The 13,620-nt window shown below is 63.1% G+C and carries 10 protein-coding genes; 8 read left to right on the top strand and 2 right to left on the bottom strand.

Annotated elements, in window-relative coordinates; genetic code table 11:
* Position 1: 1 nt before the first annotated feature.
* Together istB and istA are read right to left on the bottom strand one after the other, a co-directional pair.
* Positions 2-730 carry an IS21-like element helper ATPase IstB gene (gene istB, locus AC07X9_RS20830; RefSeq protein WP_031304487.1) on the bottom strand — a complete coding sequence of 243 codons (729 nt, stop codon included), beginning with the start codon at positions 728-730 and terminating at the stop codon, positions 2-4.
* Complete coding sequence (istA, locus tag AC07X9_RS20825) at positions 717-2,231, bottom strand: IS21 family transposase (protein ID WP_021238707.1); 1,515 nt, start codon at positions 2,229-2,231, stop codon at positions 717-719. Before istA ends, istB begins: the two co-directional genes overlap by 14 nt.
* A gap of 118 nt (positions 2,232-2,349) precedes the next feature.
* Between istA and AC07X9_RS20820 the strand changes: the two genes are divergently transcribed.
* The 8 genes from AC07X9_RS20820 to AC07X9_RS20785 all read left to right on the top strand — a co-directional run bounded on the left by AC07X9_RS20820 (position 2,350) and on the right by AC07X9_RS20785 (position 13,556).
* Positions 2,350-2,829 carry a uroporphyrinogen decarboxylase/cobalamine-independent methonine synthase family protein gene (locus AC07X9_RS20820; RefSeq protein ID WP_254908171.1) on the top strand — a complete coding sequence of 160 codons (480 nt, stop codon included), beginning with the start codon at positions 2,350-2,352 and terminating at the stop codon, positions 2,827-2,829.
* Between the two features lie 161 nt (positions 2,830-2,990).
* Positions 2,991-5,675, top strand: a complete 2,685-nt coding sequence (gene acnD, locus AC07X9_RS20815) for a Fe/S-dependent 2-methylisocitrate dehydratase AcnD (RefSeq protein ID WP_017182465.1) — start codon at positions 2,991-2,993, stop codon at positions 5,673-5,675.
* Positions 5,675-6,862 (top strand): 2-methylaconitate cis-trans isomerase PrpF, encoded by a 1,188-nt coding sequence (prpF, locus tag AC07X9_RS20810; protein WP_017182464.1) that lies wholly within the window; start codon positions 5,675-5,677, stop codon positions 6,860-6,862. Before acnD ends, prpF begins: the two co-directional genes overlap by 1 nt.
* Complete coding sequence (locus AC07X9_RS20805) at positions 6,859-7,161, top strand: hypothetical protein (RefSeq protein ID WP_017182463.1); 303 nt, start codon at positions 6,859-6,861, stop codon at positions 7,159-7,161. The genes prpF and AC07X9_RS20805 overlap by 4 nt, the downstream gene beginning before the upstream one ends.
* Entirely contained in the window at positions 7,158-8,315 is a 1,158-nt protein-coding gene (gene prpC / locus AC07X9_RS20800; protein ID WP_017182462.1) for a bifunctional 2-methylcitrate synthase/citrate synthase, read from the top strand. The genes AC07X9_RS20805 and prpC overlap by 4 nt, the downstream gene beginning before the upstream one ends.
* 11 nt (positions 8,316-8,326) lie before the next feature.
* Entirely contained in the window at positions 8,327-9,247 is a 921-nt protein-coding gene (prpB, locus tag AC07X9_RS20795) for a methylisocitrate lyase (protein WP_017182461.1), read from the top strand.
* A 108-nt stretch (positions 9,248-9,355) separates the two neighbouring features.
* Positions 9,356-12,034, top strand: coding sequence for an aconitate hydratase AcnA (acnA, locus tag AC07X9_RS20790; RefSeq protein WP_086486390.1), 2,679 nt, complete (start codon positions 9,356-9,358; stop codon positions 12,032-12,034).
* Between the two features lie 109 nt (positions 12,035-12,143).
* Positions 12,144-13,556 carry a short-chain fatty acyl-CoA regulator family protein gene (locus tag AC07X9_RS20785; protein ID WP_017182459.1) on the top strand — a complete coding sequence of 471 codons (1,413 nt, stop codon included), beginning with the start codon at positions 12,144-12,146 and terminating at the stop codon, positions 13,554-13,556.
* Positions 13,557-13,620: the final 64 nt, after the last annotated feature.

The raw sequence follows: 13,620 nt of genomic DNA, 5'->3' as shown, positions 1-13,620 counted from the left end.
GTCAGCTGCGGTTTTTGAAGCGCCAGCTGTCGTTGCCCGTCTCGACGATATCGCAGTGGTGGGTGACGCGGTCGAGCAGCGCCGTGGTCATCTTGGGATCGCCGAACACGGTCGGCCATTCGCCGAAGGCGAGGTTCGTGGTGATGATGACGCTGGTCCGCTCATAAAGCTTGCTGATGAGGTGGAACAGCAACTGCCCTCCCGAGCGGGCGAACGGCAGATAACCGAGCTCGTCGAGAACGATCAGGTCGAGCCGCGACAGCTGCGCCGCCAGGGTCCCGCCTTTGCCGATCCGGGTCTCCTCTTCGAGGCGTGTCACCAGATCGACGGTGTTGAAGTAGCGGGCGCGAGCGCCCCTTCGCACGACATTGGCGGTGATCGCGATGGCGAGGTGGGTCTTGCCTGTCCCCGTGCCGCCGACCAGCACGATATTGCGGCGAGGCGGGAGGAAGGAGCCATCGTGAAGGGAGCGGATCATCTCCTCATTGATCGGTGTGCCCTCGAAGCTGAACCGCTCCAGGTCCTTCACCACGGGCAGCCTCGCAGCCGTCATCCGATAGCGGATGGAGGCTGCATCCCGGTGGGTCGCCTCAGCACGGAGCAGGTCGGTCAGTATCTCCATGGTGGTGCGCTTGCGCTGGAGGCCGGTGGTGACCGCCTCGTCGAACGCCGCCGCCATGCCCTTGAGTCCGAGGCCGCGCATCGTGTCGATCATATCATGCCGCTGCATCATAGCCTCGCAGCAGATCATAGCGGGCACAGTCGGCGAGCGGAGGATGCTGCAGCATCCGGTCTTCCGAAGTGACGATGCTGTGGGGTGTCGCCGGCTCGCGGCGCCGGGAGAGGATGTTGAGGATCAGCTCGTCGCTGGCCGTTCCGTTCGCCAACGCTTCGCGCACGGCAGCCTCTACCGGCTCCAGGCCATCGGTGAGCACCGCCGAGAGGACCCGCACGAACCTGCGATCGGCCTCGTCCCCGGTGCCGAGCCTTCGCCGTAATCGGTGCAGGGCGGGCGGCAGATCCCAGTCCTGGAACGGTGCGCCGTTACGCAGCGCGCCGGGCTTGTGCGCGAGGACCGGCAGATAATGCCAGGGATCGTATATCGTGCGGTTCCGACCGAAGTGGCGCTCATGCTCCCCGACGATCGCATCGCCGCAGCGTATGACGATGCGATCGGCATAGGAGCGCACCTGAACGGTCCGGCGTGCGGCCGTCGACATGACCGAGTAGCGGTTGCGATCGAAGCTGATGAGGCAGGTGCCGGTGACGGCATGCTCGCTCTCATGGAAGCCGTCGAACGGTGCCAGGATCGGCTGCAGGGCCGGTCGCTCCATATCCAGCGCCTCGGCGACGGTAATATCCCCGCGTTCGGGATGGGCATGATGCTCGGCCCAGCGCCGGCACTCGGCCTCCAGCCACCCGTTGAGCTCGGCCAGGCTGGCGAACCGGAGCCGCGGCTGGAAGAAGCGGCCTCGGATTGTCTGGACCTGCTGCTCGACCTGGCCCTTCTCCCATCCCGCCGCCGGCGAGCAGGCGGTCGGCTCGACCATGTAATGATCGGTCATGATCAGGAAGCGGCGGTTGAACACACGCTCCTTGCCGGTGAACACGGCCGTCACCGCCGTCTTCATATTATCGTAGATACCGCGTCGCGGCACACCGCCGAAGAACGCGAACGCCCGGGCATGGGCATCGAACAGCATCTCCTGGCCCTCGCGCGGATAGGCCCGGACATAGGGTGCGCGCGAGTCGCAGAGACGCATATGCGCCACCTTCACCCGCATCGGCTTGCCGGCGATCTCCACATCCTCGTGGCTCCAGTCGAACTGGTAGGCCTCACCCGGCTGGAAGGTCATCGGGATGAACGCCGGTGCGCCTTCGCCAGCATCCTTCCGCCGCGCAGCACGCCAGCGCGCCGCATAGCGGCGCACCGCATCATAGGATCCATCGAACCCCTCGCGCACCAGCAGGTCATGGATACGCGTCATCCGTAGCCGATCGCGGCGGCCGCGACCTTCGTTCTCCTCAAGCAGCGCATCGAGACGATCCTGATAAGGACCGATCCGCGGCAGCGGCTGGACTTTGCGCTGATAGTTGAACGCCGCCTCCGGCGACCGGATCGCTTTGCGGACGACCTTCCGCGACAAACGAAGGTCACGAGCGATCGCCTTGATCGCCTTACCCGCTGCATGCTCACGCCGAATCCGAACCACTGTCTCCACGATCAACATCCCGTTCTCGCCAACTGATCAAAACCAGTCGGCCGACTAAATCCCCGGGATGAAGGGGTCCTTTTTGCACGCCGATCACCCCACGAAGGGGGTGCCTATTGCACGCTGATCCTCAAACGTGTTCTTCGAAGAGGCGAACGACTGGGGAATCGCTACTCTGGAACGCGCGATCGAAGGGCTGACATGCGAAACGGCGGTCCACATCTGCTACGGCTACGGCATCAAGGCGAATACGGACTGGAAAAAGACGCTGGGATCGGAATGGCGGCAGTATGAGGAGACCTTCCCCAACCTGCAAAAGTCCAAGATCGACATCATCTCGCTGGAATGCCACCGCTCCCGCGTTCCGCTGGACCTGATCGAACTGATCCGGGGCAAGAAGGTGATGGTCGGCGCCATCGACGTGGCGAGCGACGCCATCGAGACCCCGGAGGAGGTGGCCGATACGCTGCGCAAGGCTCTCCAGTTCGTCGATGCCGACAAGCTCTATCCGTCGACCAATTGCGGAATGGCACCGCTGTCCCGGCAGGTGGCGCGCGGCAAGCTGAACGCCCTGGGCGCGGGTGCCGACATCGTCCGCCGGGAACTTGAGGGCTAATGCTCCGCTAGTCGACCGCACGCGCTTTACCATGGTGGTGCGGACCAGACGGGTCATGCGATGACCGCATTCGCAAAATTCGCTGATTTGCAAAAATCCGTCCGCACCCCTTCGCCTTTTCAGCCATTTTCGAAAAGCCGCGCACCGCCGATAACGCCCCCATGGCGCAGGATGAAGCGCCCCGACCCGATCCTGATGTCGATACCCTGATGGAAGACCCAGCGCCGATGAACGATGCCTATCGCAAACCGCTGCCCGGCACCGCAGTCGACTATTTCGACACGCGCGCCGCGATCGAGGCGATCCGCCCCGGCGCTTATGTTGGCCTGCCTTATGTCTCGCGCGTGCTGGCTGAGCAACTCGTCCGCCGCTGCGATCCTGCGCTGCTGACCGACGCGCTGACCCAGATCGTCGAACGCAGGCGCGATCTCGATTTTCCGTGGTATCCCGCGCGTGTCGTGTGCCACGACATTCTTGGCCAGACGGCACTCGTCGATCTGGCAGGACTACGTGACGCGATCGCCGATCAGGGCGGCGATCCCGCCAAGGTCAACCCCGTGGTGCCGACGCAGCTGATCGTCGACCACTCGCTTGCGGTCGAATATGGCGGCTTCGACCCGCACGCGTTCGACAAGAACCGCGGGATCGAGGATCGCCGCAACGAGGATCGCTTCCACTTCATCGAATGGACCAAGAGCGCGTTCGAGAATGTCGACGTGATCCCGGCGGGTAACGGCATCATGCACCAGATCAATCTGGAAAAAATGTCGCCCGTCATCCAGGTGCGCGATGGCGTCGCCTTCCCGGATACGTGCGTGGGCACCGACAGCCACACTCCGCACGTCGACGCGCTGGGCGTCATCGCCATCGGCGTCGGCGGGCTGGAGGCCGAAACGGTCATGCTCGGCCGCGCCTCGATGATGCGCCTGCCCGATATTGTCGGCGTGCGCCTGACCGGCCGCCGCAAGCCGGGGATAACGGCCACTGACATCGTGCTCGCAATCACAGAATTCCTGCGTCAGAGCCGCGTCGTCGGCTCCTGGATCGAGTTCTTCGGCGAAGGCGCCGACGGCCTTTCGATCGGCGACCGCGCGACGATCTCCAACATGTGCCCCGAATATGGCGCCACTGCCGCGATGTTCCACATCGACAGCCAGACGATCGACTATTTGTTGCTGACCGGACGCGATGCAGCGCATGTCCGCCTGGTCGAGGCTTACGCAAAGCGCACCGGGCTGTGGGCCGATGATCTGCGCGCCGCCGAATATGAGCGCCTTCTGGAGTTCGACCTGTCCACCGTCGTACGCAACATGGCCGGGCCGTCCAACCCGCACCGCCGCCTGCCGACGTCGGCGCTGGCAGAACGCGGCATCGCCGGCCATCTCGTAGAGGCCAAGGCGCAGGAGCGCGATGGGCTACTGCCAGACGGCGCCGTGATCATAGCTGCGATCACCAGTTGCACCAATACGTCGAACCCGCGCAACGTGGTCGCCGCCGGACTGGTCGCGAAAAAGGCGAACGCACTGGGCCTGGCGCGCAAGCCATGGGTCAAAACCTCCTTCGCGCCCGGTTCCAAGGTCGCGCGGCTCTATCTGGAAGAAGCCGGGCTGCTGCCCGAACTGGAAAAATTGGGGTTCGGCATCGTTGCCTATGCCTGCACCACCTGCAACGGCATGTCCGGCGCGCTCGATCCTGCGATCCAGAGCGAGATCATCGAGCGCGACCTCTACGCCACCGCCGTGCTGTCGGGGAACCGCAACTTCGACGGGCGCATCCATCCTTACGCCAAGCAGGCCTTTCTCGCGTCGCCGCCACTGGTGGTCGCTTATGCGATAGCGGGCACCATGCGCTTCGATATCGAAAATGATGTGCTCGGCGTGGCGGAGGGCAGAGACATCCGCCTGGCCGACTTGTGGCCGAGTGATGAGGAGATCGACGCCATCGTGGCAGCCTTTGTGAAGCCGCAGCAGTTTCGTGCAATCTACGATCCGATGTTTGCCCCGCGTAGCCGCGACGAGGCCAGCCCGCTCTACGACTGGCGGCCACAATCAACCTATATCCGTCGCCCGCCCTATTGGGATACCGAAGGCGTGGGCGCGATGGCTGCCTTCCCGCGAACCTTGAAGGCCATGAGGCCGCTGGCGATCCTGCCCGACAATATTACCACCGACCATCTCTCGCCATCCAATGCGATCCTCCCCAGTTCGGCAGCCGGCGAATATCTGGCGCGGATGGGGCTGCCGGAGGAAGACTTCAACTCTTACGCCACCCATCGCGGCGATCATTTGACCGCGATGCGCGCCACCTTCGCCAATCCGCAGCTGGTCAATGAAATGGCCGTGGTCGATGGCGCAGTACAGAAAGGCTCGCTCGCCCGCGTAGAGCCAGAGGGCAAGGTCATCCGCATGTGGGAAGCCATCGAAACCTATCTGGATCGCCGTCAGCCCCTCATCATCATTGCCGGGGCAGATTATGGACAGGGCTCCTCGCGCGACTGGGCGGCCAAGGGCGTGCGGCTTGCGGGCGTGGAAGCCATCGTCGCTGAAGGGTTCGAACGCATCCACCGCACCAACCTCATCGGCATGGGCGTACTGCCGCTGGAGTTCCAGCCCGGCACCACCCGCCTGACGCTGGGCCTCGACGGCACCGAAACCTATGATGTGGAAGGCGAACGCTGCCCGCGCGCCACACTGACTCTGGTGATCCGCCATGCCGACGAAGCGATCACGCGCGTACCTGTGACCTGCCGCCTGGATACGGCTGAGGAAGTCTCGATCTATGAGGCAGGCGGGGTGCTGCAGCGTTTTGCCGCCGACTTCCTGGCTTGCGAAACGGCGACCGTCTGATGTCCCAGATCGCCATCCCCGCCACCTATATGCGCGGCGGCACCAGCAAGGGCGTATTCTTCCGTCTGGAAGATCTACCCGAAGCGGCCCGCATTCCCGGCCCGGTCCGCAATCGCCTGTTCCAGCGGGTGGTCGGCAGTCCCGACCCCTACGGCGCGCAAATCGACGGCATGGGCGGCGCGACGTCCAGTACCAGCAAGTGCGTCATCCTTTCGCCCAGCGCCCGCCCCGGCCATGACGTCGAATATCTCTACGGGCAGGTTTCCATCGACGCCGACTTTGTCGACTGGTCGGGCAATTGCGGCAATCTCTCGACTGCTGCCGGGGCGTTCGCGATCCATGCAGGCTATGTGGACGCCGGTTCGGACGGGGTACGCACCGTGCGCATCTGGCAGGCCAATATCGGCAAGACCATTATCGCCCATGTCCCGGTCAACGGCGGCGCGGTGCAGGAAACGGGCAAATTCACGCTGGACGGGGTGACCTTTCCCGCTGCCGAGATCGTGCTGGAATTTCTCGACCCTGCCGATGAGGGCGGCGCGATGTTCCCGACCGGCAACGTGGTGGACGATCTCGAAGTGCCTGACGAACTAGTCGCTGGCGGGCGGATCAGGGCCACGCTCATCGACGCGGGCATTCCAACGATCTTCGTCGATGCCAAGGATCTCGGCTATACCGGCACTGAACTGCGGGAAGCCGTAAACGGCGATGCGGCTGCACTCGCACGCTTCGAGGCACTGCGCACCATCGGCGCGCTCAAGCTGGGGCTGATCGGGACGCCAGAGGAGGCGGCGAAGCGCCAGCACACACCCAAGATCGCCTTCGTCGCCCCGCCCGTCGATCATCGCACGGCAAGCGGCCGACATGTGATGGCAGGAGAGATCGACTTACTGGTGCGGGCGCTTTCGATGGGCAAGCTGCACCATGCGATGATGGGCACCGCTTCGGTCGCGATCGCGGCGGCTGCCGCCGTGCCCGGAACCCTCGTGAATCTTGCGGCGGGTGGAGGAGAACGCAAAGCAGTCACGTTCGGCCATCCTTCCGGCAGCCTGCGCGTCGGAGCCGAGGCCGCGCTGGTGGACGGCAAATGGACCGTTACCAAGGCGATCATGAGCCGCAGCGCCCGCATCCTCATGGATGGTCGTGTGCGCGTGCCCGCCGCTATACTGGAAGGAGGACAGATATGATCTCCAACCGCCCGGAAAAGGGTCTCGACCTTTTCGGAGCCATGGTCAGCGCCGCCGCCGATCGCGCTTCCTCGCATCTGGTCGGCACGATCCGCTTTGCCAGATGCGAATCTGTCCAGCTCAACGAAGGCTTCGCCTCGCCCGGCGTCGATCTCGAAACCTGGTCGGTCAGCGCCGATCATCAGGCCATAATCGTCTCTGTATTCGCGACCGCGACACAGGACGGCGGCCGGACCATGGCCGCCAGTGGCCGCTTCACTTTCACCACGCTCACCCACAAACGGGACTATGCCGCATGAACGCCGAAACTGCCTTCAAACCCAAAAAATCGGTTGCGCTTTCGGGCGTTGCCGCGGGCAACACCGCTTTGTGCACTGTCGGCAAGACCGGCAACGATCTGCATTATCGCGGCTACGACATTCTGGAATTCGCCGAGGGGGCCGAATTCGAGGAAATCGCTCACCTGCTGGTCCATGGCGAATTGCCCACTGCACCGCAACTGGCCGCCTACAAGGCCAAGCTCAAGGGTCTGCGCGGGCTGCCACATTCGGTGAAATCAGCGCTCGAAGCTATTCCGGCTGCCGCGCACCCGATGGACGTGATGCGCTCAGGTGTTTCTGCCCTGGGATGCGTGCTGCCCGAAACGCACGACCACAACCAGCCCGACGCGCGCGATGTCGCCGACCGGCTGATGGCCTCGCTCGGCTCCATCCTGCTCTATTGGTATCACTTTGCCCACCATGGCCGCCGCATTGAGGTAGAGACCGACGACGACAGCATCGGCGGGCATTTCCTCCACCTGCTGCATGGCAGGCCTGCCCCGGCACGCTGGGTGCGCGCCATGCACACCTCTTTGATCCTCTATGCCGAGCATGAATTCAACGCCTCCACTTTCACAGCGCGCGTCATCGCCGGCACCGGGTCGGACATGTATTCATGCATCGCAGGCGCCATCGGCGCGCTGCGCGGGCCAAAGCATGGGGGTGCCAACGAAGTCGCCTACGAAATCCAGAAACGCTACGCGACCCCTGACGAGGCCGAAGCCGACATTCGGCGCCGGGTAGAGGCCAAGGAAGTGGTGATCGGTTTTGGCCACCCGGTCTACACGATTTCCGATCCGCGCAATGTCGTCATCAAGCGCGTCGCCAAGGCGCTGGCGGACGAGGCGGGCGCCCAGCGCCAATATGCCGTCGCCGAACGGATCGAGCGCGTGATGTGGGACGCCAAGGCCATGTTCCCCAATCTCGACTGGTTTTCGGCGGTATCCTACAATCTGATGGGCGTGCCGACCGCGATGTTCACGCCACTCTTTGTGATTGCCCGCACGTCGGGCTGGGCCGCGCATGTGATCGAGCAGCGCGTGGACAACAAGATCATCCGCCCATCGGCCAACTATACCGGCCCGGAAAACCTGCCTTTCGTGCCGCTCGCCCAGCGCAGCGAAGCGGCTTGAGGAGACACCCATTGCCCTATCTTCTCGCTGACGACCTTCCCACCGAATCCGCCGGCAAACGCTTCCGCGCCGCGTTGGAGCGTCCGGGCATCTATCGGCTGCCCGGCGCGCACAACGGCCAGGCCGCGATCCAGGCGCGCAACGCCGGGTTCGACGGGCTTTACCTGTCCGGCGCGGCGATGACCGCCTCTATGGGCCTGCCGGACCTTGGCATTATCACCGTGGATGAGGTGACATTCTTCATTCGCCAGATTGTGCGCTCTTCCGGGCTGCCGCTGCTGGTGGACGGGGACACCGGCTATGGCGAAGCACTTAATGTCATGCACATGGTCCGCTCTTTTGAGGAAGCGGGCGCAGGGGCGGTCCATCTGGAAGACCAGATCCTGCCCAAAAAGTGCGGACACCTCAACGGCAAGGCACTTGTCTCCCCTGTCGACATGGCCACCAAGGTCGCCGCCGCGAAAAAGGCAAGCCGCGACATCATGATCGTCGCGCGCACCGACGCCGCCGGGGTCGAAGGCTTCGATGCCGCTGTGGATCGCGCTAGGCTCTATGTCGATGCCGGAGCCGACGCGATCTTCCCCGAAGCACTGAACACTCGCGAAATGTTCGAAAAGTTCGCCGCAGCCCTCCCAAACATACCGCTCCTCGCCAACATGACCGAGTTCGGCAAGACCCCATTCTACACAGCAGATGAGTTCGAGGCGATGGGCTACAAGATGGTCATCTGGCCCGTCTCCTCGCTTCGTGTCGCCAACAAGGCGCAGAGCCTGCTCTATGCCGCGATTGCACGGGACGGCGGCGCACATGCCATGGTCGATGCCATGCAGACCCGCGCCGAGCTTTACGAGACGATCGGCCTCCATGCTTACGAAGAACTCGACGCGTCGATCGTGAAGACGATCGTGCCCGAAGCGGTCCCGCAGACCTAGACGCTTTCTGCTTTCCAGTATCCCTGCGTGAGGGTGGTCTTTCGATCTCGATGGATCGGAAGGTCGTTTCCATGCGCGTGCCAATCACGAGATTACAGGACCATCGCCATGACCGCCATAGGCCACGACACCTTGGGCACCCGCACCACCCTGACCGTCGAGGCGCAGGATTATGCTTATTACAGCCTCCCCCACGCTGCTGAGCGATTGGGCGACATCAGTCGCCTGCCCTTCAGCCTCAAAGTGCTGCTGGAAAACCTCCTGCGCTTCGAGGACGGCGCTTCGGTCACGGTCGATGACATCCGCGCCTTCGTCGAATGGCAGCGGGACTATCGCTCCACGCGCGAGATCCAGTACCGTCCGGCCCGCGTGCTGATGCAGGACTTCACCGGGGTTCCGTGCATCGTCGATCTGGCCGCCATGCGCGATACCATGAACCGGTGGGGCGCCGATGCGTCGCGGATCAATCCTCAGATACCGATCCACCTGGTAATCGATCATAGCGTCATGGCAGATGAGGCCAGCACGGCAAATGCGTTCGATGCCAATGTCGCCATCGAATATGCACGCAATGCCGAACGCTACGAATTCCTCAAATGGGGCGCGGCCACGCTCGACAATCTGAAGGTCGTGCCGCCGGACACCGGCATCTGCCATCAGGTGAACCTGGAGCACATCGCCCAGACTGTCTGGACCAGCGCGGACGAAAGCGCTGCCCTGATCGCCTATCCCGACACCTGCGTCGGCACGGACAGCCATACTACGATGGTCGGCGGCCTTGGCGTGCTGGGCTGGGGCGTGGGCGGGATAGAAGCCGAAGCCGCCATGCTGGGGCAGCCGGTGTCGATGCTCATTCCCGAAGTCGTCGGCTTCCGCCTGACAGGCGCGCTGACCGAGGGCGTGACCGCGACCGATCTGGTGCTCACCATCACCCAGATGCTGCGCGCCCATGGGGTGGTCGGGCGTTTCGTGGAGTTCTGTGGCGCCGGGCTCGACGCCCTACCGCTGGCGGACCGCGCGACCATCGCCAACATGGCCCCGGAATATGGCGCGACGTGCGGCTTCTTTCCGGTTGATCAAGCGACCATTGCCTACCTGCGCCTAACCGGGCGGGATGAAAGGCGGGTAGCGCTGGTCGAGGCCTATGCGAAGGCGCAGGGGATGTGGCGCGATGCGGCCAGCCCGGAGCCCGTTTTCACCGATCTGCTGGAGCTTGACCTGGCCTCGGTGCTTCCATCTGTTGCAGGCCCGCGCCGTCCGCAGGATCGCGTGCGGCTCAAGGATGTAGCCCACGGCCTGCGCACCGAACTGGCAGGTGCCTACGGCAAGGCGGACGAACTGAACGCGCGCGTGCCCGTTAACGGCGCGGACTTCACGCTTGGCCATGGTGACATCGCCATCGCTGCGATCACCAGTTGCACCAACACCTCCAATCCTTCGGTACTCGTCGCGGCTGGTCTGGTCGCTCGCAAGGCACGGGCGCTGGGTCTGGTGCCCAAACCCTGGGTGCGTGCGACGCTCTCCCCCGGCAGCAAGGTGGTGACCGATTATCTTGTCCGCTCCGGCCTTCAGGAAGACCTTGATGCGCTGGGCTTCGCGCTGACCGGCTATGGTTGCATGACATGCATTGGCAATTCCGGTTCGCTGGAAACGTCGATCAGCGAGGCGATCAACCGGAACGGCCTTGTCACTGCGGCCGTGCTATCGGGCAATCGCAACTTTGAAGGCCGTATTTCGCCCGATGTTCGCGCCAACTATCTGGCCTCGCCGCCGCTGGTAGTCGCCTACGCCCTGCTGGGTAGCGTGTCGCGCGACATTAGCACCGAACCGCTCGGCAATGGCGCGGAAGGACAGCCAGTATATCTGCGCGACGTCTGGCCGTCCAACGCCGAAATCGCCGCCACTATCGCCACTTCGATCGATCCTGAGATGTTCGCCGCCCGCTATGCCGATGTTTACGAAGGCGACGCGCGCTGGAGGGCGCTGGCGGTCAAGAAAGGCGCTACATATGAATGGCCGACGTCCTCCACCTACATCTCGGAACCGCCCTTCTTCGAAGCCCTAGATCGTCAGCCTGCGCCGGTGACCGATATCATCGCGGCGCGATGCCTCGCCATCTTTGGGGATTCGATCACCACAGATCATATCTCACCGGCAGGATCGATCAAAGCTTCCTCCCCCGCAGGCCAATGGTTGCAGGAGCAGAACGTGCTTCCTGCAGATTTCAACAGCTATGGCTGCCGTCGCGGAAACCATGAGATCATGATGCGCGGCACCTTCGCCAATATCCGCATCCGCAACGAAATGATGGGCGGTATAGAGGGTGGCAACACGATGTTGAACGGCGAAAGCCTGCCGATTTATGAGGCTGCCATGCGGCACAAGGCGGCCGGGACGCCCCTGATCATTATGGCTGGCAAGGAATATGGAACCGGCTCATCCCGCGACTGGGCTGCGAAAGGAACTGCGCTACTTGGAATTCGCGCGGTCATCGCCGAGAGCTTCGAACGCATTCACCGCTCCAACCTTGTCGGCATGGGCGTCCTGCCGCTCCAGTTTACCGATGGGATGACCCGCAATCGTTTCTTCCTACGTGGTGACGAGCGATTTACCATTACCGGTCTCGCTGGACTGCAGCCGCGCCAAATCGTGACGGTCGAAGGGGAACGGGCGGATGGCCTGCGCTTCAGCTTCAAGACGCTCTGCTGCATCGATACGACCGACGAGCTGGCCTACTACCTGAATGGTGGCATCCTGCCTTACGTGCTGCGCAATCTCGCGGCCTGAGCCTTTCGCAAACATTTCAGATTGCGGCTAATGCAAAAATGCGCTGATATTCAACGATAATGAGATCGGGGCCTGAGAATTTGCGAATAATGCGAAGAGCGACAGATTGATGCGCAAGGCCTTTATGGGCGTGCGATTGCGGCGGCTGCGGGAGGAAAAGAAGCTCAAGCAGATCGAACTGGCACAAGCGCTCGGCATATCAGCCAGTTATCTCAACCAACTGGAACAGAATCAGCGGCCGCTGACCGTGCCGGTGCTGGTGAAGATCAACGCCGTATTCGGTATCGATGTCCAGCTCTTTTCCGACGACGAGGAAGCGCGGCTCATTACCGACCTGCGCGACGCCCTGTCGGATGGGTCGGATACAATCTCGCTGGCCGAAGTGCGCGAACTGGCGATGAACATGCCGGCTGTTGGTCGCACGCTCATATCGCTGCATCGGCGCTATCGCGAAGCCTCGGAACGGTCCGAGGCGATGGCTGCGCAGCTAGGGGACGAATGGGTCGCCGGCGGCCCGCCGCGCATGCCTTTCGAACAGGTGCGCGATTTCTTCTACGCCCGCCACAATCACGTCGAACCGCTGGATGAAGCGGCCGAACGGCTTTACCTGCAAGCCGGTTTGACACCGCGAACCATTCATAGCGGCGTGATCATGTGGCTCAAGGAGCGCCATGGCGTACACGTCCTGTGTGACGACAGCGATGCTGAGAACAACTGGACGCAGCGTCGCTACGATCCGTTGACCCGCACGCTCCATGTTTCGGCCAATCTGAATACGGGCCAGCAAACCTTCCAGATGGCCACGCAATTGGGCTTCCTGGAACTGGGCCAAGAGATCGACCGATTGGCAGATGATCCGGTCCTGACTGGAGAGGAAGCGCGCAGGCTGGCGCGGATCGGCCTTGCCAACTATTTCGCAGGTGCGCTCATTCTGCCTTACGGCCCTTTTCTGGCGGCGGCGGAACAGGAGGCCTACGACATCGAGAAGCTCGGCCGCCGCTTCGGTGTCGGCTTCGAAACGGTTTGCCACCGCCTTTCCACGCTGCAGCGCACGCAGGCACGCGGCGTGCCATTCTTTTTCATCCGGGTTGACCGGGCAGGGAATATCTCGAAACGGCAGTCCGCTACCGATTTTCACTTTTCCCGCGTGGGCGGCACCTGCCCGCTGTGGAACGTCTATGAAGCTTTCGCACAACCCGGCCGAGTGCTGACCCAAGTGGCACAGATGCCGGACGGGCGCACCTATCTATGGGTGGCCCGCACGGTGGGCAGCGGCAACGCAGGTTACTCAGAGCCGAGCAAGACTTTCGCTGTCGGCCTTGGCTGCGATATTCGCCATGCCTCCCGTCTGATCTACGCGCGCGGACTGGACCTTGCCGATCCCGCCATGGCGACGCGAATCGGGGCCGGTTGCAAGGTCTGCGAGCGGCCAAACTGCCTGCAACGCGCTTTCCCACCAATTGGTCGCCCCGTGACGGTGGACGAAAACCGTAGCTCAGCCGCGCCATATCCGGTGGACTAAGGCGCGGCACTCAAACAGTCTCAGCCACGCCAAACCGCCACCGGAACAGATCGTCCGTACGCGG

The organism is Sphingobium sp. GW456-12-10-14-TSB1 (assembly GCF_059424385.1).
This window is presented reverse-complemented; position numbering and strand designations above follow the sequence as displayed.

Coding starts and splice junctions, on each gene's coding strand:
- istB (WP_031304487.1), bottom strand. CDS start 730: ATGCAGCGGCATGATATGATCGACACGATGCGCGGCCTCGGACTCAAG.
- istA (WP_021238707.1), bottom strand. CDS start 2,231: ATGTTGATCGTGGAGACAGTGGTTCGGATTCGGCGTGAGCATGCAGCG.
- acnD (WP_017182465.1), top strand. CDS start 2,991: ATGGCGCAGGATGAAGCGCCCCGACCCGATCCTGATGTCGATACCCTG.
- prpF (WP_017182464.1), top strand. CDS start 5,675: ATGTCCCAGATCGCCATCCCCGCCACCTATATGCGCGGCGGCACCAGC.
- AC07X9_RS20805 (WP_017182463.1), top strand. CDS start 6,859: ATGATCTCCAACCGCCCGGAAAAGGGTCTCGACCTTTTCGGAGCCATG.
- prpC (WP_017182462.1), top strand. CDS start 7,158: ATGAACGCCGAAACTGCCTTCAAACCCAAAAAATCGGTTGCGCTTTCG.
- acnA (WP_086486390.1), top strand. CDS start 9,356: ATGACCGCCATAGGCCACGACACCTTGGGCACCCGCACCACCCTGACC.
- AC07X9_RS20785 (WP_017182459.1), top strand. CDS start 12,144: ATGCGCAAGGCCTTTATGGGCGTGCGATTGCGGCGGCTGCGGGAGGAA.